This is a genomic window from Microbacterium sp. RU33B, from assembly GCF_900155915.1.
Classification (GTDB): domain Bacteria; phylum Actinomycetota; class Actinomycetes; order Actinomycetales; family Microbacteriaceae; genus Microbacterium.
The window spans coordinates 1,240,767-1,264,028 of record NZ_FTPO01000001.1; the positions used below are offsets into that span (position 1 = coordinate 1,240,767).

Consider the following 23,262-nt stretch of genomic DNA (forward strand, 5'->3'; position numbering starts at 1 on the left):
CGCTGTGCGCCGAGCTCCCACCCGGTGCCGGCGAAACGGCGACCGGCCCGCCACCCTGGTCGGGTGGCGGGCCGGTCGGAGCTCAGCGCCTACTCGGCGTCGCGCTCCTGCACCGCCAGGGCGCGCTCCACGCCGGCGAGGTTCTCGCTGACGAGGCGGCGCAGCGCAGCAGGAGCATCGCCGTGCGCGGCGAGCCAGCCGCGCGTCGCGTCGCGCAGCGGCAGGTCGGCCAGCGCCGCGGGGTACAGACCCACGATGAGGTACTGCGCGATCTGGTACGAGCGCGATTCCCACACGGGCAGCAGCATGTCGAAGTAGGGCTGGACGAACTCGTTCAGCGCGGCGCGGCCCGAAGGGTGCACCAGGCCGGCAGCCGCCGCGCGGACGATCGTGTTCGGCAGATCGTCGTTCTCGATGAGCGAGTCCCACGCCGTGCGCTTCGCCTCGACGGTCGGCAGTGCGGCCTTCGCCTGCGCGGCGAACTCGCCGCCCTTCGCGGTGTTGTCTGCGTCGAGTGCCGCATCGATGTCGGCGACCGTGACGACGCCGCCGGCGGCGAGGGAGACGAGAAGCGCCCACGACAGGTCGGTGTCGATCTCGAGGCCCTCGAGAGTCGTCTCGCCGTCGCGCAGAGCGCGGACGGTCTGCCACTGTGCGGGGGTGGAGGCCACACTCGCGAACGACGTCGCGAACTGCAGCTGGCTGTCACTGCCCGCCTCGGCGGCCAGGGCGAGCGCCCACAGCGCGTCGGCGACCTTCTCGCGGCTCGCGTCGCGCGTGTCGGGCGCGACGTAGGAGTTCGCGGCGAGCAGCAGCTGGGCCAGCGTCGTGCGGACGGTGGTCGACTCGCTCTCGGCGCCGATGTTGCGCAGTACGAGGTCGATGTAGTCCGAGGCGGACGCCTCGGCATCGCGAGTCTGATCCCATGCCGCGCCCCACACCAGCGACCGGGCCAACGGGTCGCTGATCTTCGCGAGGTGGGCGATCGCCGTCTTCAGCGAACGCTCGTCGAGGCGGATCTTGGCGTAGGCGAGATCTTCGTCGTTGAGGAGCACGAGGTCGGGTCGAGCGATGCCCTTGAGCTCGGGAACCTCCGTCAGGTCGCCGTCGACGTCGATCTCGATGCGGTGCACACGCACGAGCTCGCCCTCGGTGAGGCTGTAGAAGCCGACTCCGAGGCGGTGCGGCCGGATCGTGGGGTAGTCGGCCGGGGCCGTCTGGACGATCGCGAAGCGCTGGATGACGCCGGCGTCGTCGACGCGGATCTCGGGGGCGAGGGTGTTGACGCCCGCCGTCTCGAGCCACTTCTTCGACCACGACGCGAGTTCACGGCCGCTGGTCGACTCGAGCTCGGCGAGAAGGTCGCCGACCTCCGTGTTGGACCACTCGTGCTTCTTGAAGTACGCCGCCACACCGGCGAAGAACTCCTCGATGCCGACCCAGGCCGCGAGCTGCTTGAGGACCGAGCCGCCCTTCGCGTACGTGATGCCGTCGAAGTTCACCTGCACGTCTTCGAGGTCGTTGATCTGGGCGACGACCGGATGCGTCGAGGGGAGCTGGTCCTGGCGGTACGCCCAGGTCTTCTCCATCGCGTTGAAGGTCGTCCAGGCCTCGGTCCACTCCGTGGCCTCCGCCGTCGCGATCGTCGACGCCCACTCCGCGAAGGACTCGTTGAGCCAGAGATCGTTCCACCACTTCATCGTCACCAGATCGCCGAACCACATGTGGGCCAGCTCGTGGAGGATCGTGACGACGCGGCGCTCCTTGACGGCATCCGTCACCTTGCTGCGGAAAACGTACGTCTCGGTGAACGTGACCGCTCCGGCGTTCTCCATCGCGCCCGCGTTGAACTCGGGGACGAAGAGCTGGTCGTACTTCGCGAAGGGGTACGGGTAGTCGAACTTCTCCTCGAAGTACGCGAAGCCCTTCCGCGTCTTGTCGAAGATGTAGTCGCTGTCGAGGAACTGCCACAGGCTCTTGCGCGCGTACACGCCCAGCGGGATGACCCGGCCGGAGGCGCTGGTGAGCTCGGAGAACACGGACTCGTACGGGCCCGCGACGAGGGCCGTGATGTAGGACGAGATGCGCGGGGTCGCCTCGAAGGTCCAGGTCGCGGATCCGTCTCCGTGCGCCTTCGGCTGCGGGGTGGAGGAGTTCGAGACCACCTTCCACGGCTCGGGCGCCGTGATCGTGAACTGGAACGTCGCCTTGAGGTCGGGCTGCTCGAAGACCGCGTACACGCGACGCGAGTCGGGCACCTCGAACTGCGAGTACAGGTAGACCTCGTCGTCGACGGGGTCGACGAACCGGTGCAGTCCTTCTCCCGTGTTCGTGTAGAGGCAGTCGGCGTCGACGATCAGCTCGTTGTCGGCGGCGAGACCGTCCAGCGCGATCCGCGAATCCGCGAACGCGGTGGCGGGGTCGATCTCGCGGCCGTTCAGCACGATCGAGCGGACGTCGCGCGCGATGAGGTCAATGAAGGTCGATGACTCTTCGGTCGCGGTGAAGCGCACCACGGAGCGGGAGCCGAACACCTCGGCGCCCTTCGTGAGGTCGAGCGCGATCTCGTACGACTGCGTGTCGACGATCGCGCGGCGCTCCTGCGCTTCGATGCGGGTGAGGTTCTCTCCAGGCACTTCTGAGCTCCCGTGGGTTCTGGTTCGGGTGGCGCGGCCGTGCGCGGATGGCGACGACGGCAACCCGCCCAGCCTACGCGGTCGCCCTGCGTGGGCGTCGACGGTGCGAGGATGAGTACGTGTGCCCCGCCGAACAGATTCCCTCCACTCCGTCCGCCCAGGTCTTGTTCGCCTCCGCCGCCGCGGCAGCCGGACCCGCCCACGTCGAGGTCCCGGTGGCCTACGACGCACTCCTGCTCGCGGGCTTCGGCGGACCCGAGGGCCAGGACGACGTCATCCCGTTCCTCCGCAACGTCACCCGCGGCCGCGGCATCCCCGACGAGCGTCTGGAGGAGGTCGCCCACCACTACCGCCACTTCGGCGGCGTGAGCCCGATCAATGACCACAATCGCGCGCTGAAGGCCGCCCTCGAAGACGAGCTGGCCCGCCGCGACATCCGACTGCCGGTGTATTGGGGCAATCGCAACTGGGCGCCGTACCTCGATGAAGCGGTGCAGGATGCCGCGTCCGCCGGCCACACGACGCTCCTCGCGATCGCGACCAGCGCGTACAGCTCGTTCTCCAGCTGCCGGCAGTACCGCGAGGACTTCGCCCGTGTGCTGATCGACACCGGACTCGGCGAGACCGTCACGATCGACAAGGTGCGTCAGTTCTTCGACCACCCCGGCTTCGTCGCCCCGTTCGCGGCGGGCGTCCTGGAGGCGGTCTCCGCGTTCCTCGACGACGGCGTCCCGGCCGACGGCATCCGGGTCCTCTTCTCCACCCACAGCGTCCCGATGCAGGATGCCGAGCGCTCCGGCCCGCGCGACGTCGACTGGGGCGAGGAGGGCGCCTATGCGGCGCAGCACCGCGCCGTCGGCGAGGTCATCATGGCCGACGTGACGGCCGAGCGCGCGGACGCCGGGTCGATCGCCTGGGACCTCGTGTACCAGTCGCGCTCGGGCCCGCCGTCGCAGCCCTGGCTCGAGCCCGACATCTGCGACGTCATCGAGACGCTTCCCGAGCAGGGTGTCCAGGCCGTCGTAATCGTGCCGCTCGGGTTCGTCAGCGACCACATGGAAGTCATGTGGGACCTCGACACCGAGGCCATCGAAGCCGCGGAGACCGCCGGGCTCCGCGCCGTCCGCACCCCCACGCCCGGGGTCGATCCCGCCTACGTCTCCGGTCTGATCGATCTCGTCGTCGAGCGGCTCGACGGCACTCCCGCTTCCGAGCGGCCGCACCGCACCGACCTCGGACCCTGGTTCGACGTGTGCCGACCCGCGTGCTGCGAGAACGTGCGCGCGGGCTTCAAGCCGGCCGCGTCGGGCATCGCGCCGTGAGCGATCGGTCGATCGCCGCACGATTCTAGGATTGAGCCATGCGCATCCACATCGCGACCGACCACGCGGGCCTCGAGTTCTCCACCCAGCTGCAGCATCACCTCGCCGGAGCGGGTCACGACGTGATCGACCACGGTCCGCTCGAGTACGACGCCCTCGATGACTACCCCGCGTTCTGCATCCGCGCGGCGCAGGCCGTCGTGCGCGACCAGGACTCCGGCATCGACGCGCTGGGCGTCGTCTTCGGCGGGTCCGGCAACGGGGAGCAGATCGCGGCGAACAAGGTGCACGGCGTCCGCGCCGCGCTCGTGTGGAGCATCGCGACGGCCGAGCTCGCCCGCGAGCACAACGACGCCAATGTGATCGCGATCGGGGCCCGGCAGCACACGTTCGACGAGGTGACCACCTTCATCGACCGCTTCATCGCGACGCCGTTCTCCGACGAGGAGCGACACGTCCGCCGCATCGGTCAGATCGCCGCCTACGAGCGCGACGGCTCGCTCGAGCCCGATCCCCGCGCGGTCCGGGCCGACGACGGCGGTGCACCCGTCGGGGGCGAGTCGATCGACGCGATCGACCCCGAAGCAGGCTGATGCCCGAGGGTCATTCCGTCCACCGCATCGCCCGGCAGTTCGACCGCAACTTCGTCGGTCGCCGGGTCGCGGCGTCCAGCCCGCAGGGCCGGTTCGCCGACGGCGCCGCGATGATCGACGGACGGCTCGCGACATCCGTCCGCGCCGTCGGCAAGCAGATGTTCCTCGAGTTCGACGACGACATCTGGCTGCGTGTGCATCTGGGCATGTACGGAGCATGGGACTTCGCCGGGGAGATCGTCGCCGATCCGACGATCGCCTCCGCCAACGGTCGCATGGGCCAGACGAACCAGCGGGGCACGATCCTCGATGGTCCGCCCGTGATGGACGACGCAGGGGAGAACTCGCTTACGTCGATCGGCGCACCGCGTCGCACGCGTGTGAGTGTGCGGATGTCGGAGCAGACGAAGGGCCTCGCGTCGGACGACGGCGAATGGCCGCCCGTGCCCGTGGGTCAAGTGCGTCTCCGGCTGCTCACCGACATCACCTGTGCCGATCTGAGGGGTCCGACCGCGTGCGCGCTGCAGACGCCGGACGAGGTGCTCGCGACGATCGCGAAGCTCGGGCCCGACCCCCTCGTGGACGATCCGGCCGAGGGGGAGGAGCGGTTCACCTCCGTGGTTCGGCGCAAGCCGACCTCGATCGCGCTCCTGCTCATGGACCAGAGCGTCGTGAGCGGCATCGGCAACGTCTACCGGGCCGAGATGCTCTACCGGGCGCGGCTCAACCCCCACACGCCCGGGCGCGACGTACCGGAGGAGATCGTCCGCGAGCTGTGGCGCGACTGGACGCGGCTGCTCTCGATCGGCGTCGAGACCGGCCAGATGATGACGATGGACGATCTCGAGCCGGATGCCTGGCGTGCCGCCATGGCCAGTCGCGACGACCGGCACTGGGTGTACCACCGCACCGGCCTGCCGTGCCGGGTGTGCGGCACCGCGATCGTCATGGAGGAGCTCGCCACCCGCAAGCTGTACTGGTGCCCGAGCTGCCAGGCCTGAGGTTCCTCGTAGGCTGATCCGCATGCGCCAGAATCCGAGCTTCGCGATGACCGACGTCGCCGAACTCCGTCGCCTGATCGACGCGAATCCCTGGATGACGCTCGTCAGCCACACGGAGGACGGTCTCGTCGCGTCCCACTACGCGGTGCTCCTGGACGACGACCGCGACGACCTCACGATCGTCGGCCATGTCGGCAAGCCGGACGACCTCATCCACGGCCTGGGCGGGCGCGAGCTCCTCGTGGTCGTGCAGGGGCCGCATGGCTACGTCTCTCCCGGCTGGTACGGCGACGTCACGGCCGTGCCGACGTGGAACTTCGTGTCGGCCCACCTCACCGGCATCCCCGAGCTCCTGACGCCGCAGGAGAACCTGCGGGTGCTGGATCGGCTCGTGGAGCGATTCGAATCGCGGATGCCGGCACCCCGCCTCATGTGGGAACCCCCCAACGACCCCGAGTACATCGACCGGCTCGAGAAGGGCACGGTCGGCTTCCGTCTCACCCCCACCAAGGTGGTCGCCAAGCGCAAACTCAGCCAGAACAAGCCCGTGGAGGTGGTCGAGACCGTGATCGCGGAGTTGTCGGGCGACGGCCCGTATGCGAACCGCGCCCTCGCCGACGAGATGCGCCGCGCCGCGGATGCGCGGGTGCGCCCGTGATCGGGGCATCCATCGGCACGATCCTGCGTGCCCGCATCACCGGTCCCTCCGCGGCCTTCCTCCCCGACGAGGGACTGTTCGACGTGTTCCTCGCGGACGGAGCGATCGCCGACATCGCCCCGACGGGCGCGATGCCCGCCCACAGCGAGGTGATCGACGCCGATGGCGCGTGGCTCGTCCCGGGGCTCTGGGACCACCACGTCCACACGGTGCAGTGGGCTCTCGTCGCGCAGCGCGCGGCACTCGGCCACGCCGAGTCCGCCGCGCACGCGGCCCGCCTCATGGGGGACGCGCCGGTGCTGTCGGACGGCCGCCGGGTGGGCACGGGGTTCCGCGATGCGTTCTGGCGCGACATCCCATCGCTGGAGGCACTGGATGCCGCGACCGGCGACGTTCCGACCTACCTCATCAACGCCGACGTGCACAGCGTCTGGCTCAACTCGGCAGCGCTCCGCCGCGAGGGCTTCACCTCACCGGACGGATTCCTCCGCGAGGCTCCGGCCTTCGAGATCTCCCGGCGCCTGAATGCCGTCGACCCGCTCGTGGGCGATGCCCTCGTCGCCGCAATGGCACGCGATGCCGCGTCCCGCGGCGTCGTCGGGGTGGTCGACCTCGACATGGCGTGGAACGAGGAGTCGTGGGCGCGGCGCCTCGACGCAGGATTCGACATCCTCCGCGTCGAGTTCGGCATCTATCCCGACCACCTCGAGCGCGCCGTCGCCGAGGGCCTGCGCACGGGAGACCCGGTGCGGGGAGCATCGTCCGATCTCGTCCGGGTGGGAGCGCTCAAGGTCATCACCGACGGATCCCTCGGCACGCGGACGGCGTCCACTTCGCACGCCTACCCCGATGACCCGCACAATCACGGCATGCTGACCTACGCGCCGGAGCGTCTGGTGGAGCTCATGACCACCGCGACCGGCGCCGGTCTCGCCTGCGCCATCCACGCGATCGGCGACGTCGCCAACAGTCATGCGCTCGACGCGTTCACGGTGACCGGCGCGACCGGAACGATCGAGCACGCGCAGCTGGTCGCGCACGCCGACATCCCTCGTTTCGCGCGCCTGGGCGTCGGTGCCAGCGTGCAGCCAGAGCATGCGGTGGACGATCGCGATCTCACGGATTCGATCTGGGCGACCCAGACGGCGCTGCCGTACCCGCTCCGCTCGCTCGCGGATTCGGGCGCCAATCTGCTGTTCGGCTCGGACGCCCCGGTCAGTCCGCTCGACCCCTGGGCGGCGATGGCGGCGGCGGTGTTCCGCACGCGAGACGGGCGAGTCGCCTGGCAGCCCGCCCAGGGCGTCGATGCGTCCACGGCCCTGGACGCCTCGACCCACGGCGGCTCGACGGCGGCGGCGACCATCGAACCGGGCGCCCGCGCCGACCTCGTCCTCGTCGACCGCGACCCCCTCACGGCATCCGAGCCGGACCTTCGCGCAACGGTCGTCCTGGCGACGCTCCTGGGCGGACGTGTGACCCACAGCGCCTGATCGCCCTCACCTCGTTCGCGACGACGGCGCCCCCCGGTCGTGAGACCGAGGGGCGTCGTCGTTGCAGTCCGGTTACGCGGCGAGGTGCGCGAAGAGGAACCAGCGGTCCTTCTCGAGCTGCGCCTTGATCGCGATGGCGATGTCCTGGCTCGTGAGGTCGACCTCGTCGAGGCCGTCGATCGCAGCCTGCGTGTCGGCGATCACGGTGTCCATGTCGGCGATCACGGAGCGGATCATGTCCTCCCACTGCGTGAAGCCCGCGGGCACCGCAGTGGACGTCTTCTCGGCGATCGCGCCGACGCGGGCGTCGACGGGGAGTCCGAGGGCCACGATGCGCTCCGCGGCGAGGTCGGCGCCGCCCTGAGCGTTGGTCACGAGGGTGTCGAGGAGCTCGTGAATCGCGATGAAGTTCGCGCCCCGGACGTTCCAGTGAGCCTGCTTGCCGTTCACGGCGAGGGCCTGGAGTCCGAGCACCAGCGGGCTCAGGAACTGTGCGGTTCCCGAGGCGGCCTCGGCGCCTGTCGCGGTCGCGGGTACTGTCTGCGTCTTGGTCATGTTCGCTCGCCTCCGTATCGGCAGATGATGTCTGCTGGTGTCAACGCTACTCAGCACGGAGCATTCCGCAAGCAAGCGAAGGCTCGGCTCACTCGGCCGTTTCGCAGGCATAAAGTGAGGAGATGACGATCGCCGAAGACGCCTCGATCCTGTCCGTCGCGGGGAAGACGCCCGCCATCGCACCGAGCGCATTCGTGGCGTCCGGAGCCCGGGTGATCGGCGCCGTGACCCTGCACGACGGGGCCTCCGTCTGGTACAACGCCGTCCTGCGCGGCGACGGCGACTCCATCACGGTGGGTGCCGGCAGCAACCTCCAGGACAACGTGTCGGTGCACGTCGACGCGGGCCACCCGGTCGTCATCGGAGAGAACGTGTCGGTCGGCCACAACGCCGTCGTGCACGGATGCTCGATCGGCGACGGATCGCTCATCGGGATGGGGTCCGTCGTGCTCTCGGGTGCGGTCATCGGGACGGGATGCCTCGTGGCCGGCGGAGCGGTCGTGCTCGAGGGAACAGTCGTCCCCGACGGGTCGCTCGTCGCAGGCGTCCCCGCGAAGGTGCGGCGCGCCCTGAGCGACGACGAGCGGGCGGGGATCATCCGCAATGCGCAGGCCTACCGCGCTCACCTGGTGGTCCACGAGGACGCGGTCGAGGCCTGACCCGGTCTGGATCAGGCCTCGACGGAGCGCAGCTCAGTCCTGCGTGCGACGGCGCCGCAGCAGCAGAGCCGCGAGTCCACCGGCGACGAGAACGCCGGCGCCGACCGGGACGAGCGGTGAGACGCCCCCACCGGTCAGAGCGAGAGCTGCGGGCATGGCCCCCGAACCGGCCCCCTGAGCGGTGTCGGTGAGCGGCAGTGCCGTCGGGACCGTGGCGTCTGCGAGCGGGAGCGCCGTCGGCACCTCGACGTCGACGACCTCCGCGCAGTTCTCGACCTCCGTGTACACCGCGGCGACGGCGGGCACGGCCTCCGTGATGAGTTCGCGCTCGCCGTAGACAGCGTCCTCGGCAGGGTGCAGGACGTCTTCGTATACGGCGTCGCGCGCCTCGACGTCGATCACGGTCTCCTCGTACGCCTCGCTGACGAGATCGCGCTCGACGTGGCTGATCTCGGGCTGGGCGGGCGTGCCCGGACGGGCCGCGACATCGATGACCTTCTCGTCCCAGGCCGGGGTCACGACCGTCTCGTCCCACGCGGGCGAGACGGTGACGGTCTCGTGCCACGCCGGCGAGACGGTCACGGTCTCGTCCCACGCCGGACTCGAGACGACCTCCGAGGCCGCCCAGTAGAAGTAGGAGCCGTTGCCGTTGCCCTGGTGGACGACGCCGGTGGCAGAGCCGTCGTACTTCTTGCCGTTGGCCTGCCAGTTGCGCGGCGTGGTGAAGGGAGTCTCACCGGACTGCGGGCCGCGCTTGCCTCCGATCCAGGAGTAGCGCGTGTAGTCGGTCGTCGTGACCGCCGGGTGGTGCACGGTCGAGGTGACGGCGTCATGGTGCACCACCGCGGTGACAGCCGCATGGTGGACGACCGTCGAGACGGCGGGGTGACGCACAATGTGCGAGACCTCGTCGACCGCCGGCACGGCGGGAACCGCAGCGGTGTCGACGACCACCCGCTCGGTGTACTGGGCGGGGTGCGCGATGACGTGGGACACCTCCGCGACCGCAGCGGAGACGAGCACGCGCTCGATCCACGGGGCACGCGCGGGGATGAGGACGGATGCCTCACCGTAGACGGCCGGTGCACCCTCGCTGGCGGCGCTGACGAGCACCCGGTCGATGGTGCAGGCGGCGTCCGCCGCCTGGGCCGGAGCGGCGATGCCGAACGCCAGCCCGCCGACGAGAGCCGCGGTGATGAAGATCTTCGTGCGCATGATGTGGACCCCCCAAGGTCTGTGCCCGAGTGGACACATCTGCGAGGTTAGGGAGCGCTTCTCAGGGTCGACTCAGCCGCGGCTCAGCCCGACCGCAGACTTTCCGCATTGAGGAGAAGCTGAGGGTGGTCGGCCGCACGGGGGAGCCGTCGCCAACGACGAAGCCCCTCCCGCGGAAGACGCGGGAGGGGCTTCGGTGACTCTGTTCGGAGGGGCTGACGAGAATCGAACTCGCATCATCTGTTTGGAAGTCTTGCCGACCCTCTCAGCGAGGGGCGCGTCTTTCCGCGGAAAACCGAGGTCCGGCGCGGAAACACATTAACACGGCGTGACACCGATTGGCACCGAATGACACTCCCGGAGTCCACGCGAGTCCACGCGAGTCCACGCGTCCGCAGGTCGTGTTAACGTCTGCGCACGCTCTAGGGGATCGGGGACCACAAATGGAATCACTCGCCGCGACGAAGGCCCACGGGGGACGGCCAAGCTATCCCTTGGATGACCGATGGTCAGATGCCGTCGCAGGGTTCGAGCGCGCGCAACGCGCGCGGGGGATAGCTGAGGCGACCGTGCGCCGGAGAGTCCAGCACGTCAAGCGATTTGCCGCGACGTGCGGAGGGCTCGCCCCGTGGCACGTCGAGCAGGACGACTATCAGCTGTGGATTCAGCGGCAAGTGAGCAGTTCGACGGTGGCGGCGTTGAGGGACTCGCTGCGGGCGTTCTATCGCTGGGCCGTGGCGGCAGGTCGCATCGCAGATGATCCGACCGTCGAGCCGATCCGACGCGGCACGATTGGGAAGACAGGACCCGGGCGCGCGCTCGGGGTTCCCGAATTGTGGCGCGCACCCTTGGCAGCATGGCGGCGCTACCTGATCGGCAGTGGCGCGGCGGCAACGACCGTACAGGCACGCCTCGCAACTATGGAGACATTCGCGCGCGCTCACGCGTCCCTGCCACCGTTCGACGTGACGCAGGACGATATCCACGACTACATGGCCGCACATGCGCGATGGGCTCGCGAGACTCGCCGCGTCCAACGCGCCTCACTCCGTGCATTCTTCACGTGGGCCGCGACGACTGGCCGGATGGACGCCGATCCCACAGAGGTCATGCCCAAGGTCAAAGCAGGCGACCCCGTGGCACGTCCTGCTACCGACGACGAATACCGCGCCGCGCTGCGAGCCACCAACGATCCACGATGGAAGCTCGCGCTTCGGATGGGCTGCGAACTCGGTATGCGCCGCTCGGAGGTCGCGCAAGTACACGCCTCCGACCTGCGGCGCGAGGGCGCGGGATGGTGGCTCACTGTCCACGGCAAGGGCGGGAAGGTGCGCCGCATCCCCGTCCCCGATTCGCTGGCAGCGCTAATGCATCCGGACGACGGCGGCTACCTCTTCCCCTCCAGCGAGGGCAGGCACATGACACCGCGGCACGTCGGCAAGCAAGTCGGGAGGCTACTCCCTGAGGGAGTCACGATGCACGCGTTGCGGCACTCGTTCGCGACGCGTGCGTACAGCATGAACCGGGACGTGTTTACGCTGCAACGGTTGCTCGGCCATGCGTCCGCATCCACTACCCAGAGGTACGTCCAGATATCAGATGAACGCCTCCGCGAGATGGTCGAGGCGGTCGCGCTATGACTATCAACGCGGGTTGGACGGGACGCGCTTTCTCGTGCCCTGTGGACTGGTGCGCAGGCGACTGGCACGAGCACGGTGGCAACGGCGCGGCCCCGGATGAGTGGGTGCACGCAGGGGGCGCGCTGATCGAGTTGAACGACGGTGCGGCTCTCAGCCGATGGAGCGTAGGCAGTGCGTCGGTTACATGGACTCTGCTGGTCCAGCATGAGGGCCAAACCGTCGCGGTAGCCGACTCTGACTCTCTGCGCGACATCGCTATCCAGCTGCGAGCCATAGCCGACGGATGCGAGGGAGTGGCAGACGGCAGAGCCCCAGACTGGCTGAGCCTCTAGGGGGAATCGCACGGTCTGACCGCTCGGGCTGGCTTGCATCCGCCCTACCCCAGGGGGGGGATTCTGCTGCCGGAGGCGGGAGTTGTGACGGATCGACTCAAAGAAGGAGACTCATCGGCCCCGCGTGGTCGTGTGACGGCTCGACCATGCGACCATGCGACCATGCGGTGAGATAAACCCCAGGTCAAGAGGTACTAAGTTGGCATGGCCTGGCTGTCCGGTTGACCATGCCGAAGTTTCCTGCCGGGCGGTCCCGCGTGACATGCTCACATGCAGTTAGGCGAGCAAGGTCTACCTCCCCTGTAGACACAGCGCCCCCCTTCCCCCCTATAAGGAACTCTTGGTGTTGCGTCCACCGTGACACGGTGGACGTCGTCGTGTCAATTCGTGAGCCCGCCCGCCCCCGGATCACAGAGGCGGGCGGGCCCGCGACATCCTCGTCAGGTCGCGCCTGACAACGAACGTCGTCGTTGTCAGGCGCACGGCAATGTCATTGCCAGCGAGGCTGGTTCCCCCTGACAGTCGCGCTCAGCCCGCGCCGCTGGGCGTCCCTGAGTGCGTTCTCAGCGCTTCGGATGCCGTCTTGATTGACACCGATACGAACATTCAATCCTCGCGCGGCTGTCTCCCTCAGCTGCGCCACGGCATCATGCGCGGGCGCGAGCGCGTCAGTGGTCGACTTGTACAGTGCGGCGTCGATGGTCTGCCACGCGGCGCGTGCTTCGTCAGCATCGCGCGAGACGCCGTGAATCCACGCGCCCAGATTGACCTCGCCTTGCCCCGCCGCGCCGTATCCGTCGTTGATTGCGGAGAAGGCGTGTCCGCTCTCGGACTCGGCTTGATGCGCCCTGGACTGCACCTCTCGGTACGCGTCATACATCTGGGAGATGGCTTCCCGATCCCCGGCCATCGCGCGGAGGGCTATCGCTTCATCGACTCTCGCCTGCCCTGCGTAGCGGCGTGCCTCTTCGAGCTTTGCCGTGTCCCGCCCCAGCTCGATAACTGCGGCGTTGATGTAGTCGGCGTCAAGCTCGCCCGCTCCCGCATCGAGCATTGATCTGTACATGCTCACAACACGTTCGCGGCGAGCTTCAGCGGCCTCCACAGTGGCGTTTAGGAGCCCTCCCGCCATCGCCCCAAGAATCGCCAGAGGGACGCCGACGCCCGGAGTGAGAGCCGTTGCCATACCCGCCGCTAGCCCCTGCGCACCGTCTGCCATCTGTGTGATGTCTCCGGTGAACGATGAGGCAACCTCGGAAAGGTTCTGCACGGCTTCGTCTTTCAGCACTGCCGTCGATTCAGCGGCCCGCTTGAAGCCCTCACGAGCCGACCTATCAACGGTGCGCTCGTTCTCGCGCGCGGTATCCACAAGTGCCAGCATGTCGCGCTCGATCTGACGGCCAGCGGTCGCCCCCGTTGCCGCGAGTCGATCCAGTGAGTCGGCAGCGCGCGCGTCGGACTTCGCGAGGGCTTCCGCGCTTCGCGCGAGCGCGTCGCCGTCGCCGTCGCCGTCGAGATCGAATGTCAGCGGCGCGTTCACCATCCCGCCTGTTCCGCAAGCGGGTTCCACGAGGCGAGCGTCTCTTGTGCGTGTGCTGCGCACCCCGCGCAGGTGCTCAGGGCATCTAGTTCGACGTATCCCGTGCTTGTCTGCCGCAGGCGCGCCTCTTCTGCGTAGCGCGAACGGCAGAGCTTGCAGAACGTCACGTGTGTGCGTTCGGCGGCGGACTGAACGGCGCGCGCGTCATTGAGTGCTTGCTCTGCCGCCTCTCTTGCCTTTGCCGCGAGCCCCTGCATCTCCTCCAACGCACGGACGTGCGCGGTGTCTGCACGCAGGCCCGCGACGCCACCGGGGTATCGCTCGGGGTCGGCAATGTGCGCTCGGAGCGCTGCGCGTTGGGTGTCGCTCTGTGTCGTCGCTCCCGCAACGCTGTCTGCCCAGCGCCTGAAGTGATACTTCATGATCGCGCGTTCACTGTCGGCGGCTAGTGCTCGTTCGACAATCGCCCGCGCCTGAACGTAGAGCGGGCGGAGCCGCTCGTGAACTTCATTCAGGCGCGCCCGCTCGCCCGGATCAGCTGCGGCAGTGAGGCTCTCCCAGGTGATCGGGGCCGGGGGGTCGGTGATGGTTGTGTCAGTGGTCATGGGTCGGCTTCTCTCTGTTGCTCTTTGATTCGTTCCGCGATGCCGTCGCGGGGCGGTTGTCTTGGTGGCGAGTCACCATCGTTCGATCCGACCCGCCGCGAGTAGTGACTTGAAGGTGTCCCGCTTGCTCTTGGCTATCTGGCTCTCCACCTGACGCCACGGAAGCCCACGAGCGCGAAGGTCTGCCACGCGGTCGATGACGTAGCTCTCCGCGAGTCGATCGGCGGCAAGCTCCTGGGGGTCGGGTTCCGCCAGCGCTCGGAGGATGGCGGCACGTGTGTGCTCTGAGTGGGCGAGGACAGCGCCCGCTAGCCGCCAGTCTTCGGAGTCGAGGCTCGCCCTCCCGTTCATGTTCGCGAGCGCGATACTCACCACGGAGCGGATGAGTAGGGCACGTGAGTTGATCGGGTCACGTTCCCCGCGGTGAGCTGCGCGCGTGTCGGCGTCGTGCGCGGCATCCATGACGGGGAGCGCGTCGACGTAGCGCACGCCGTCCCAGTGCGTCAGGTCGACCGATACGTGTTCGGTCGGTAGGCGCGGGCGCGGCACGCTTGCCGCTGCGGGATCCTCTGCGAGTGTCCACAGGAACCGCCCCGATAGTCCGCCTGACACTGCTGCATCGTTCAGGAGGGGCGCGGAGAGTCGCGGTTGGACTGCCACGGTTACGACGGCCCGATAGCTCCCCGTCGGGATAGTGAGCCCGTCCCCGCGTGAGTTTTGCCCGCCGATCCGTTCGCCGGATGTCACGGACTTGATGGCGTCGAGCATCGTTGATCCGGTGCGCGCGCCCTGCGCGGCGAGCATTCCCACTTCCTCCCAATGCGCCCATATGGCGTGGTCTGCCCGCCTCCATTTCAGTTCCGGTTCGGCGTCTTTCGACGCGGTGTGCATGAAAGCGAGGGCGGTAGGGATGGCCTCACCGCTGCGCACGGCGATTGCTTCGGGTAGTGCGTCTGCGCCCAGGTATCGCACGGCGTGCGCGGCGGCGTTCGTGGCGGTCGACTTGCCCGCGCCGGATCGCCCGACGATGGCTATTGCGAGGTTCAACGGGGTTCCTTCCGGGTGGAGTTCGCTTCGGTAGCGCACTGTGTACGGGATGGTCAGGAGCGAGTGCGTAAGGGCGATGGATAGGACGGCCCACGGCGACGCGATGCGCCGTGCGGCCTCCCATCGGATGGCGACGAGTTCGGGGCGGTCGCTGTCCCAGAGGTCTGCCGGCGTCGCCTCCCCGGTCACGTCCGCCCGTTCTGCCGGCGTGCGGAAGCGATGGTGCGTTGCGCCTCCGCGTCAGACAGGCCTGCGGCGACCGCGGCCCCTTCGAGGAGGTCAAAGGTGTCGTCTGGGTGTCCGTCGCGGATCGCCTGGCATGCCGCCCAGAACAGGCATGCATTGCGGTTTCCGTCTTGCGCGTTCTGGACGTGCTGAGCGAGGTAGAGCGCGCGTCGCGCCATAGTTGCGGGCCGCTTCGCAGGGGCCGGTGTTGTCCGCTGCCGTTCTGCGGGCCGGATGAGGACGGCGAGGCTCGCGGGCAGGGCGACGGGGTGCCGCCCCTCCCACAGGTACGGCGCACCGGTCGCGGGGTGCAGGCTCGGCGGCATCACGCAGTAGCCGCGGGAGGTCTTCACATCGATGCCAGCCGGGAGCCGAGTGGAGGTCAACTGTCCACCGGGGTGCAGGTAGTACAAGTGCCGCCCTCCCGTGCCGCGCCCGGAGTGCACCGTGAGCGTTTCGGGGAGTGCGACGCCCGCTGCTTCCTCGATCGCTTGGATGCTGCCGCCGTTCTGCGGGTCGATGTCGATAACGACGAGCGTGGACGGGACGCGAGCGCCGACGTTGTGGCGAGCGTTTCCGGGCCACCACGCCGCGATCTGCGCGGGGTCTGTGGTGGCGTCCTTCACTCCGTGCGCAGTCGTCGGAATCTTGCCGCGGAGGGGGAGGACTGCCCAGCCATTGCGGGCGAGGGCGAGGGCGTCGTCACGAGTGGGCATTTCCCCACACCTCCCGTTCGAGCCAGCGCACGCCCGACTCGACCTCACGCCGCGAGGGGAGGAGGCCCACCGGCAGCGCTTCGGCCAGCTGCGCGAATGCGAGCCGTGCGCGGCGGCTGTTTGCTCGCCCGTTGCGGATGTCTCCGCGGATGACCGGCGCGAGTCGCGGGAGCGCGTTGTGGATGTACTGCGCGGGGAGCGGTGCCCGCGTGGGGAGCGGGTCGGGGAGGTCGGCGGCGTGATCAGGCAGGACGTACCAGGGCAGGCTCACCGGGCACCGCCTGTCTCGGCGGGGCGCGTATTGGCGTCAAGCCATTCCGAGAGGTCGCTCTGACGGAAGTACACACGCCGCCCCAGCCGGGTTACAGGGACGCGGCGTGAGGAGTACAGGTGACGGAGGGCGCGAGTTGTGAGGCCGGTTGCCTCTGCAGCCTGCTCCAACGTAAGGAGCCGGATGGGGGTGGGATCAGTGGACACGGATGAACCTCCACGGTGGGGGCCGAGGCCGCGCGGCGTCCCGTGCGGGGACGCGTCGCGGCCTCATTTCATCCGAGTCGGATTCGACTCGGGCAACCCTCATTCCGTGGAGGTGGAACACTTGCGCGAACACCTTGCCTACGGTGTCGCTAACCCCCAGCGCGCCCTTTCCCAGGAGCACGGCGTCAGGGCGAGCCCTGACGTTTGTTCGTTAGGTCAGACCCGGAGAATCTGCCTGCGCTGTGTGTACATCCATCATGCACACGGCCACCCACATTCTGTCAACTCGCGCCCCTGAGTGACACGGCGAGCACAGGTCAATGCCCCGATCAAGGGGCGAAACTAGGCACGGATAACCAAAGCATCCAGGCGGTCGGCTATATGCCTGTCAGAGTCGTCCACGGCGTGAGCGTAGACCTGCGCGGCGCGCATCGTCGTGTGCCCGAGTCGCCGCTGAACTTCGGGGACAGATGCCCCGGCGCGATAGGCGAGCGTCGCGCCTGTGTGGCGGAGATCGTGCCAGGTGAGGTCCGGGCGGTCGACAGCGGCGCGCGCTTTGCGGAACACGGCAGACAACCGCGATGAGGATACGGGCGAGCCGCACGCGAGCGAGAAGACGAGCGCGTCGGGGTTGTCGGCCACGTGGTCGGCTAGGTGCGCTGCGAGGGCGTCGCGGACGGTGCGCGGCAGGTGTACGACGCGGCGGCTCTTGGCCGTCTTGGGGCGGGAGAAACCGCCCTTGCTGTCTAGCGCCCGCTCGACACGCAGAGTGCCGGTGTCGAGGTCGACATGTCTGCGCGCGAGGGCGAACAGTTCCCCGTACCGCAGACCCGACCAGGCGGCGACGGTGACGGCGGCGGACAGGTGCGCGGGCATGTGCTCAGCTAGGGCCACGACTTCGGCGGGGGACGCAACGCCGCGTTCCCGCGGATGGGTAGTGCCCGCGCTCTTGATCTGGCACGGGTTCGCGGTGAGCAGGTCGTCTATCACTGCCGTCGCGAGGATGACGCGGAGAACGCGGTACGCGTTCGCGGCGGCGGCTTCGCCCGCCCCGTCAGGGACAGCCCGCGGGGGAGTGATGCGGGGCTCGCCAGCTGCGCGCCAGGCGGCGACGGTGGCGGGGCTGAGTGCCCCCGTCGGGGCGATGTCGTGCCCCTTGGCCAGAGCCCAGACGCGCGCCGGATGCGCGCCGCGGGTGGGCGTCTTCGCCGCGCGTGCGGCTGCGTCCTCGCGCGCCGATGTCAGAACGGCGGCGTACCATGCGCGCACCTTGGCCGGGGTGAGGTCTGCGACGTAGACGCTTCCGAGGTCGATGCCGCGCGAGCCCGCAGGGGCGATGCGGGGGAGTACCCATTTCTCCAAGCCGTGCGTGTAGATGGCGCGGGTGCGCGGTTGCAGGTCGGCGCGCGTGGCGAGCCAGTCGCGCGCGTAGGCGGCGAGCGTGACGCGCCCCGCGTGCGGGTCGCGCCACAGGCCGCGGGCACGGTCGGCGTGCTCGGTGGACAGCCAGGTGTCGGCGTCTGCGGCGGTGTCGAACGTGTGCGGGGCAGTGAACTTGCGCCCGTCGCGACGGTAGAACGCGCGCCATCTGCCGGAGGGTAGTTGCTCGACGGTTCCGTTGCGGGCGGGCGTGCGACGGGTGGTGGATGTGGTGCGGCGGTTGGGAGCCATGAGCGGCGTTCCTACTCATTTCGGCCCGTGAGTCCACGGGAGTCCATGAGAGGGTCTAAACGCGCTCCCAGTTACAGCCATATCCTGCCCAGAATCCCGCGGTTTCCCGCGGGTTTACTGAGGTGTGTCTATGGAGGGGCTGACGAGAATCGAACTCGCATCATCTGTTTGGAAGACAGAGGCTTTACCACTAAGCTACAGCCCCGAATAACGCGGCGAACCGCGGCATCCACCAGTGTACTGGACTCGCACCGCGAGTCGTGACGCCGCCACGTGGAACCGTCGTTCAGGCGCTACGCGGGAGTGTCGGCTAGACTCTCCAAGGCCGTTCGGCGCACGCGCGCGTGTGCTCTCGCCCGGGGCGTAGCTCAGCTTGGTAGAGCGCCCGCTTTGGGAGCGGGAGGCCGCAGGTTCAAATCCTGTCGCCCCGACTCATCGGCCCCGAAAGCCCCACACCTGACCGCCGCGGATTCGTGCGGTCTGAACGAGGAGAACGACGAATGGTCACCAGCACCGTCGAGACGCTCAGCCCCACCCGGGTGAAGCTGAACATCACGGTCACGCCCGAGGAGCTGAAGCCCAGCATCTCGCACGCCTACGAGCACATCGCGCAGGATGTCCAGATCCCTGGCTTCCGCAAGGGCAAGGTCCCGGCGCCCATCATCGACCAGCGCGTCGGTCGACTGGTCGTGCTGGAGCACGCCGTCAGCGAAGGCCTCGACACCTTCTACCGCGCCGCCGTCGCGGAGCACAGCCTGCGCGTGCTCGGTCGTCCCAGCGCCGACGTCAAGGAGTGGCCCGCCGAGAAGGACTTCTCCGGCGACCTCCTGGTCGAGGTCGAGGTCGACGTGCGTCCCGAGTTCGAGGTACCCGAGCTGGAGGGCACGACCGTCGAGGTCGACGCCGTCGAGGTCGACCAGGCCGCGATCGACACCGAGCTCGACAACCTGCGTGCCCGCTTCGGCACGCTCGTGACGGTCGACCGTCCCGCAGCGAAGGGCGACTTCGTCGAGCTCGACCTGGTCGCCACGATCGACGGCGCCGAGATCGACCGCGCCGAGGGCGTGTCGTACGAGGTCGGCTCCGGCGAGCTGCTCGAGGGCATCGACGAGGCCATCGACTCGCTGACCGCCGGCGAAGACACGACGTTCCGCTCGAAGCTCGTCGGCGGCGACAACGCCGGTGAGGAGGCGGAGGTCTCCGTCACCGTCAAGGCCGTCAAGGAGCGCGAGCTTCCCGAGGCGGACGACGACTTCGCGCAGATCGCCAGCGAGTTCGACACGATCGCAGAGCTTCGTGAGAGCCTCACCGAGCGCGTCTCGCAGCAGTCGGTCTTCACGCAGGGCGCGGCCGCGCGCGACAAGCTCATCGAGCTGCTGCTCGCCAAGGTCGACATCGCGGTCCCCGCGAGCGTCATCGAGGAAGAGGTGCACAACCACCTCGAGGGCGAAGGCCGCCTCGAAGACGACGTCCACCGCGCCGAGGTCACCGAGGCGAGCGAGAAGCAGTTCCGCACGCAGCTGCTCCTCGACGCGATCGCGGAGAAGCTCGAGGTCCAGGTCTCGCAGGACGAGCTCACGCAGTACCTGATCCAGTCCGCCGCGCAGTACGGCATGGCGCCGCAGGACTTCGTCAACGCCCTGCAGGAGAACAACCAGCTGCCCGTCCTCGTCGGAGAGGTCGCCCGCAACAAGGCGCTCGCCATCGCGCTGGGCAAGGCCACGGTCGTCGACACCAACGGCAAGACGGTCGACCTGACCGGCTTCGTCGCCGTCGATGACGAGGCCGAGGCCGAGGAAGAGGTCGTCGAGGAGGCGCAGGAGATCGCGGATGCCGCGGCCGACGCCGACGAGGTCGCCCCGGCGGAGGAGAAGCCCAAGAAGAAGGCTCCCGCCAAGAAGAAGGCCGCGCCCAAGGAGTAAGTCGCCCACGGCGACGAGAAGGGGGTGGATGCCGCGGCATCCGCCCCCTTCGTCCGTCCGGCTTCGATCCGGCAGACGTCGCGCGCGACGCCTGATCTGCCCAGGGCGAACACGGGCGGGTCGCCCGCGAGGCGCCGGTAGATTCGAAGCCACGCCCACTGAAACAGGAGTGAACATGGCTGAACCCCTTGTCGCGACAAGCGTCTTCGACAGGCTGCTGAAGGACCGCATCATCTGGCTCGGGTCAGAGGTGCGCGACGACAACGCGAACGAGATCTGCGCCAAGATCCTGCTGCTCGCGGCGGAGGATTCCGAGAAGGACATCTTCCTCTACGTGAACTCGCCCGGTGGCTCGATCACGGCGGGCATGGCGATCTACGACACGATGCAGTTCGTGCCCAACGACATCGTCACGGTCGGCATCGGAATGGCCGCATCGATGGGCCAGCTGCTGCTCACCGCCGGCACGAAGGGCAAGCGCTACATCACGCCGAACGCCCGCGTCCTGCTGCACCAGCCGCACGGCGGCTTCGGCGGCACGTCGAGCGACATCCAGACGCAGGCGCAGCTCATCGTCTCGATGAAGAACCGCCTGGCCGAGATCACGTCCGCTCAGACCGGGAAGTCCGTCGAGCAGATCAACGCCGACGGTGATCGCGACCGCTGGTTCACCGCCCAGGAGGCGCTCGAGTACGGCTTCGTCGACCACATCCGCGAGTCCGCATCCGACGTCATCGGCGGCGGCGGAACCGCCAGCTGAGGCATCCGAAGGCGAAAGAGAGAGATACCGAATGAACGTCAACACCTTCGGCGGCCTGGCCAATCAGGGTCTGCAGATGCCCGGCAGCCGCTACGTGCTTCCCCAGTTCGAGGAGCGCACGGCGTACGGCTACAAGCGCCAGGACCCCTACAACAAGCTCTTCGAGGACCGTGTCATCTTCCTCGGCGTGCAGGTCGACGACGCGTCGGCCGACGACGTCATGGCGCAGCTGCTCGTCCTCGAGTCGCAGGACCCCGACCGCGACATCGTCATGTACATCAACTCGCCCGGCGGCTCGTTCACGGCCATGACCGCGATCTACGACACGATGCAGTACGTGTCGCCCGAGATCTCCACCGTGGTGCTCGGTCAGGCGGCATCCGCCGCCTCCGTGCTGCTCGCGGCCGGAGCGCCCGGAAAGCGTCTCGCCCTGCCGAACGCGCGCATCCTCATGCACCAGCCCGCGATGGGTGAGGCCGGTCACGGTCAGGCATCCGACATCGAGATCCAGGCGCAGGAGATCCTCCGCATGCGCACGTGGCTCGAGGAGACGATGGCGCACCACACCGGCCAGGACGTGGCGAAGGTCAACAAGGACATCGACCGCGACAAGATCCTGTCGGCGCAGGATGCCCTGACGTACGGCATCGTCGACCAGGTGCTCACGACGCGCAAGCGCACCCCGGCTGCCCTCACCAAGTAGCGGATGCTCCCGAGCCCCCGTCGTCTGCGACCGAGCGGACGGCGGGGGCTCCGTCGTGCCGGCGGCTCCGCCCTGAGCGGACGCGGTGACCCGCACCATCCACATGCCGTCGCAATCCCGCTCAGTGTCGCCCCCAGAGGTTAGGCTCGTAGCACTCCGGGGGCACCCTCGGCCGTGACAACGAGGAGCCGCACGCATGGCACGCATCGGTGAGAGCGCCGACCTCTTCAAATGCTCTTTCTGCGGAAAGAGCCAGAAGCAGGTCCAGCAGCTCATCGCGGGTCCCGGGGTCTACATCTGCGACGAGTGCGTCGAGCTCTGCAACGAGATCATCGAGGAGCGCGCCGCCGAGCAGGGTGCGGGTGTCGTCTCCGACTTCGACCTGCCCAAGCCTCGCGAGATCTACGCGTTCCTCGAGGAGTACGTCGTCGGCCAGAACGACGCGAAGCGCGCGCTGTCGGTCGCCGTCTACAACCACTACAAGCGCGTGCGCGCCCACGGCACGATCCAGTCGGCCGAGCAGCGCGCCGACGAAGTCGAGATCGCGAAGAGCAACATCCTCCTCCTCGGCCCCACGGGCTGCGGCAAGACCTACCTCGCTCAGACGCTGGCGAAGCGGCTGAACGTCCCGTTCGCGGTCGCCGACGCGACGGCGCTCACCGAGGCGGGTTACGTCGGCGAAGACGTCGAGAACATCCTCCTCAAGCTCCTGCAGGCCGCCGACTTCGACACCAAGCGCGCCGAGACGGGCATCATCTACATCGACGAGGTCGACAAGATCGCCCGCAAGGCCGAGAACCCCTCGATCACGCGCGATGTGTCGGGGGAGGGCGTGCAGCAGGCGCTCCTGAAGATCCTCGAGGGCACGGTCGCCTCCGTCCCGCCGCAGGGCGGGCGCAAGCATCCGCATCAGGAGTTCATCCAGATCGACACGACGAATGTGCTCTTCATCGTCGCGGGCGCTTTCGCGGGACTGGAAGAGATCATCTCCTCGCGAGTGGGCAAGCACGGCGTCGGATTCGGTGCCCCGCTGCACAACAAGGGCGACGACCTCAACCTCTTCAGCGAGGTGAAGCCCGAAGACCTCCACAAGTTCGGCCTCATCCCCGAGTTCATCGGGCGCCTTCCGGTGGTCGCGTCGGTCACCCCGCTCGACCAGGCGGCGCTGATGGAGATCTTGACCGGCCCCAAGAACGCGCTCGTCAAGCAGTACCAGCGCATGTTCCAGCTCGACGACGTCGAGCTCGAGTTCGACGACGAAGCGCTCGGGGCGATCGCCGATCTCGCCGTCGGCCGCAAGACCGGCGCCCGCGGTCTGCGCGCCATCCTCGAAGAGGTGCTCGGCCCGATCATGTTCGAGATCCCCTCCGCCGACGATGTCGACAAGGTGATCATCACGCGCGCAGCGGTCGAAGAGGGCGCCGCCCCGACGCTCGTCCTGCGTCAGAAGCGCAAGAGCGCCTGAAGTCTCCGCGAAAGGGCCCCGATCACGCTG

The 23,262-nt window shown here is 68.4% G+C and carries 21 protein-coding genes and 2 tRNA genes; 12 read left to right on the forward strand and 11 right to left on the reverse strand.

From position 1 onward, the window contains the following. Window positions 1–89: 89 nt before the first annotated feature. Complete coding sequence (gene pepN, locus B0B14_RS06095; RefSeq protein WP_076680562.1) at window positions 90–2,636, reverse strand: aminopeptidase N; 2,547 nt, start codon at window positions 2,634–2,636, stop codon at window positions 90–92. Between the two features lie 119 nt (window positions 2,637–2,755). Between pepN and B0B14_RS06100 the strand changes: the two genes are divergently transcribed. The 5 genes from B0B14_RS06100 to B0B14_RS06120 are packed head-to-tail and all read left to right on the forward strand — an operon-like array spanning window position 2,756 to window position 7,700. After that, on the forward strand, window positions 2,756–3,958 hold the full coding sequence (locus tag B0B14_RS06100) for a ferrochelatase (RefSeq protein ID WP_256714280.1): 1,203 nt from the start codon (window positions 2,756–2,758) through the stop codon (window positions 3,956–3,958). A 38-nt stretch (window positions 3,959–3,996) separates the two neighbouring features. Continuing rightward, the gene (locus B0B14_RS06105) at window positions 3,997–4,551 is read left to right on the forward strand and encodes a ribose-5-phosphate isomerase (RefSeq protein WP_076680563.1); all 555 of its coding nucleotides are present in this window, start codon (window positions 3,997–3,999) and stop codon (window positions 4,549–4,551) included. Beyond that, window positions 4,551–5,552 carry an Fpg/Nei family DNA glycosylase gene (locus B0B14_RS06110; protein ID WP_076680564.1) on the forward strand — a complete coding sequence of 334 codons (1,002 nt, stop codon included), beginning with the start codon at window positions 4,551–4,553 and terminating at the stop codon, window positions 5,550–5,552. The genes B0B14_RS06105 and B0B14_RS06110 overlap by 1 nt, the downstream gene beginning before the upstream one ends. A gap of 22 nt (window positions 5,553–5,574) precedes the next feature. Continuing rightward, entirely contained in the window at window positions 5,575–6,210 is a 636-nt protein-coding gene (locus B0B14_RS06115; protein WP_076680565.1) for an FMN-binding negative transcriptional regulator, read from the forward strand. Then, complete coding sequence (locus tag B0B14_RS06120; protein ID WP_218642062.1) at window positions 6,207–7,700, forward strand: amidohydrolase; 1,494 nt, start codon at window positions 6,207–6,209, stop codon at window positions 7,698–7,700. The genes B0B14_RS06115 and B0B14_RS06120 overlap by 4 nt, the downstream gene beginning before the upstream one ends. 72 nt (window positions 7,701–7,772) lie before the next feature. Here the strand turns inward: B0B14_RS06120 and B0B14_RS06125 are convergent, their stop codons facing one another. Continuing rightward, window positions 7,773–8,255: a Dps family protein gene (locus B0B14_RS06125; protein WP_076680566.1), complete on the reverse strand. Its 483-nt coding sequence runs from the start codon at window positions 8,253–8,255 to the stop codon at window positions 7,773–7,775. Between the two features lie 122 nt (window positions 8,256–8,377). Between B0B14_RS06125 and B0B14_RS06130 the strand changes: the two genes are divergently transcribed. After that, window positions 8,378–8,914: a gamma carbonic anhydrase family protein gene (locus B0B14_RS06130; RefSeq protein WP_076680567.1), complete on the forward strand. Its 537-nt coding sequence runs from the start codon at window positions 8,378–8,380 to the stop codon at window positions 8,912–8,914. A 33-nt stretch (window positions 8,915–8,947) separates the two neighbouring features. Here the strand turns inward: B0B14_RS06130 and B0B14_RS06135 are convergent, their stop codons facing one another. Beyond that, window positions 8,948–10,129, reverse strand: a complete 1,182-nt coding sequence (locus tag B0B14_RS06135) for a hypothetical protein (protein ID WP_076680568.1) — start codon at window positions 10,127–10,129, stop codon at window positions 8,948–8,950. Window positions 10,130–10,572: 443 nt separating this feature from the next. Here B0B14_RS06135 and B0B14_RS06145 point away from each other — a divergent pair, with 443 nt between their 5' ends. Further along, the gene (locus tag B0B14_RS06145) at window positions 10,573–11,769 is read left to right on the forward strand and encodes a tyrosine-type recombinase/integrase (protein ID WP_083710369.1); all 1,197 of its coding nucleotides are present in this window, start codon (window positions 10,573–10,575) and stop codon (window positions 11,767–11,769) included. Between the two features lie 822 nt (window positions 11,770–12,591). Here the strand turns inward: B0B14_RS06145 and B0B14_RS06150 are convergent. The 8 genes from B0B14_RS06150 to B0B14_RS06185 all read right to left on the reverse strand — a co-directional run bounded on the left by B0B14_RS06150 (window position 12,592) and on the right by B0B14_RS06185 (window position 18,587). After that, window positions 12,592–13,644: a hypothetical protein gene (locus B0B14_RS06150; protein ID WP_076680569.1), complete on the reverse strand. Its 1,053-nt coding sequence runs from the start codon at window positions 13,642–13,644 to the stop codon at window positions 12,592–12,594. Next, window positions 13,638–14,246, reverse strand: a complete 609-nt coding sequence (locus tag B0B14_RS06155; RefSeq protein ID WP_076680570.1) for a hypothetical protein — start codon at window positions 14,244–14,246, stop codon at window positions 13,638–13,640. Before B0B14_RS06155 ends, B0B14_RS06150 begins: the two co-directional genes overlap by 7 nt. 72 nt (window positions 14,247–14,318) lie before the next feature. Further along, on the reverse strand, window positions 14,319–15,482 hold the full coding sequence (locus tag B0B14_RS06160) for a hypothetical protein (protein WP_076680571.1): 1,164 nt from the start codon (window positions 15,480–15,482) through the stop codon (window positions 14,319–14,321). Further along, window positions 15,479–16,234 carry a bifunctional DNA primase/polymerase gene (locus B0B14_RS06165; RefSeq protein WP_076680572.1) on the reverse strand — a complete coding sequence of 252 codons (756 nt, stop codon included), beginning with the start codon at window positions 16,232–16,234 and terminating at the stop codon, window positions 15,479–15,481. Before B0B14_RS06165 ends, B0B14_RS06160 begins: the two co-directional genes overlap by 4 nt. Further along, entirely contained in the window at window positions 16,221–16,505 is a 285-nt protein-coding gene (locus B0B14_RS06170; protein WP_076680573.1) for a hypothetical protein, read from the reverse strand. The genes B0B14_RS06165 and B0B14_RS06170 overlap by 14 nt, the downstream gene beginning before the upstream one ends. Continuing rightward, window positions 16,502–16,711 (reverse strand): helix-turn-helix domain-containing protein, encoded by a 210-nt coding sequence (locus B0B14_RS16935; RefSeq protein ID WP_076680574.1) that lies wholly within the window; start codon window positions 16,709–16,711, stop codon window positions 16,502–16,504. Before B0B14_RS16935 ends, B0B14_RS06170 begins: the two co-directional genes overlap by 4 nt. Before the next feature lie 342 nt (window positions 16,712–17,053). Beyond that, window positions 17,054–18,382 carry a tyrosine-type recombinase/integrase gene (locus tag B0B14_RS06180; protein ID WP_083710370.1) on the reverse strand — a complete coding sequence of 443 codons (1,329 nt, stop codon included), beginning with the start codon at window positions 18,380–18,382 and terminating at the stop codon, window positions 17,054–17,056. A 131-nt stretch (window positions 18,383–18,513) separates the two neighbouring features. After that, window positions 18,514–18,587: transfer RNA gene (locus tag B0B14_RS06185), tRNA-Gly, on the reverse strand. A 152-nt stretch (window positions 18,588–18,739) separates the two neighbouring features. On the opposite strand from B0B14_RS06185, the gene B0B14_RS06190 reads away from it, so the two are divergent. The 5 genes from B0B14_RS06190 (at window position 18,740) to clpX (ending at window position 23,232) form a co-directional block, all read left to right on the forward strand. Beyond that, window positions 18,740–18,813, forward strand: a tRNA-Pro gene (locus tag B0B14_RS06190). A 69-nt stretch (window positions 18,814–18,882) separates the two neighbouring features. After that, complete coding sequence (gene tig / locus B0B14_RS06195) at window positions 18,883–20,304, forward strand: trigger factor (protein ID WP_076680575.1); 1,422 nt, start codon at window positions 18,883–18,885, stop codon at window positions 20,302–20,304. 175 nt (window positions 20,305–20,479) lie between these two features. Further along, a complete protein-coding gene (locus tag B0B14_RS06200) occupies window positions 20,480–21,064 on the forward strand; it encodes an ATP-dependent Clp protease proteolytic subunit (protein ID WP_076680576.1) in 585 nt (194 codons plus the stop codon). Between the two features lie 31 nt (window positions 21,065–21,095). Next, a complete protein-coding gene (locus B0B14_RS06205) occupies window positions 21,096–21,767 on the forward strand; it encodes an ATP-dependent Clp protease proteolytic subunit (RefSeq protein WP_076680577.1) in 672 nt (223 codons plus the stop codon). 196 nt (window positions 21,768–21,963) lie between these two features. After that, on the forward strand, window positions 21,964–23,232 hold the full coding sequence (gene clpX / locus B0B14_RS06210) for an ATP-dependent Clp protease ATP-binding subunit ClpX (protein ID WP_076680578.1): 1,269 nt from the start codon (window positions 21,964–21,966) through the stop codon (window positions 23,230–23,232). Window positions 23,233–23,262 lie beyond the last annotated feature (30 nt).

What these genes read in the sequence shown, in the direction of transcription:
- B0B14_RS06105 (WP_076680563.1), top strand. Translation starts at nt 3,997, where the DNA reads ATGCGCATCCACATCGCGACCGACCACGCGGGCCTCGAGTTCTCCACC.
- B0B14_RS06110 (WP_076680564.1), top strand. Translation starts at nt 4,551, where the DNA reads ATGCCCGAGGGTCATTCCGTCCACCGCATCGCCCGGCAGTTCGACCGC.
- B0B14_RS06115 (WP_076680565.1), top strand. Translation starts at nt 5,575, where the DNA reads ATGCGCCAGAATCCGAGCTTCGCGATGACCGACGTCGCCGAACTCCGT.
- B0B14_RS06125 (WP_076680566.1), bottom strand. Translation starts at nt 8,255, where the DNA reads ATGACCAAGACGCAGACAGTACCCGCGACCGCGACAGGCGCCGAGGCC.
- B0B14_RS06130 (WP_076680567.1), top strand. Translation starts at nt 8,378, where the DNA reads ATGACGATCGCCGAAGACGCCTCGATCCTGTCCGTCGCGGGGAAGACG.
- B0B14_RS06135 (WP_076680568.1), bottom strand. Translation starts at nt 10,129, where the DNA reads ATGCGCACGAAGATCTTCATCACCGCGGCTCTCGTCGGCGGGCTGGCG.
- B0B14_RS06145 (WP_083710369.1), top strand. Translation starts at nt 10,573, where the DNA reads ATGGAATCACTCGCCGCGACGAAGGCCCACGGGGGACGGCCAAGCTAT.
- B0B14_RS06150 (WP_076680569.1), bottom strand. Translation starts at nt 13,644, where the DNA reads ATGGTGAACGCGCCGCTGACATTCGATCTCGACGGCGACGGCGACGGC.
- B0B14_RS06155 (WP_076680570.1), bottom strand. Translation starts at nt 14,246, where the DNA reads ATGACCACTGACACAACCATCACCGACCCCCCGGCCCCGATCACCTGG.
- B0B14_RS06165 (WP_076680572.1), bottom strand. Translation starts at nt 16,234, where the DNA reads ATGCCCACTCGTGACGACGCCCTCGCCCTCGCCCGCAATGGCTGGGCA.
- B0B14_RS06180 (WP_083710370.1), bottom strand. Translation starts at nt 18,382, where the DNA reads ATGGCTCCCAACCGCCGCACCACATCCACCACCCGTCGCACGCCCGCC.
- tig (WP_076680575.1), top strand. Translation starts at nt 18,883, where the DNA reads ATGGTCACCAGCACCGTCGAGACGCTCAGCCCCACCCGGGTGAAGCTG.
- B0B14_RS06200 (WP_076680576.1), top strand. Translation starts at nt 20,480, where the DNA reads ATGGCTGAACCCCTTGTCGCGACAAGCGTCTTCGACAGGCTGCTGAAG.
- B0B14_RS06205 (WP_076680577.1), top strand. Translation starts at nt 21,096, where the DNA reads ATGAACGTCAACACCTTCGGCGGCCTGGCCAATCAGGGTCTGCAGATG.
- clpX (WP_076680578.1), top strand. Translation starts at nt 21,964, where the DNA reads ATGGCACGCATCGGTGAGAGCGCCGACCTCTTCAAATGCTCTTTCTGC.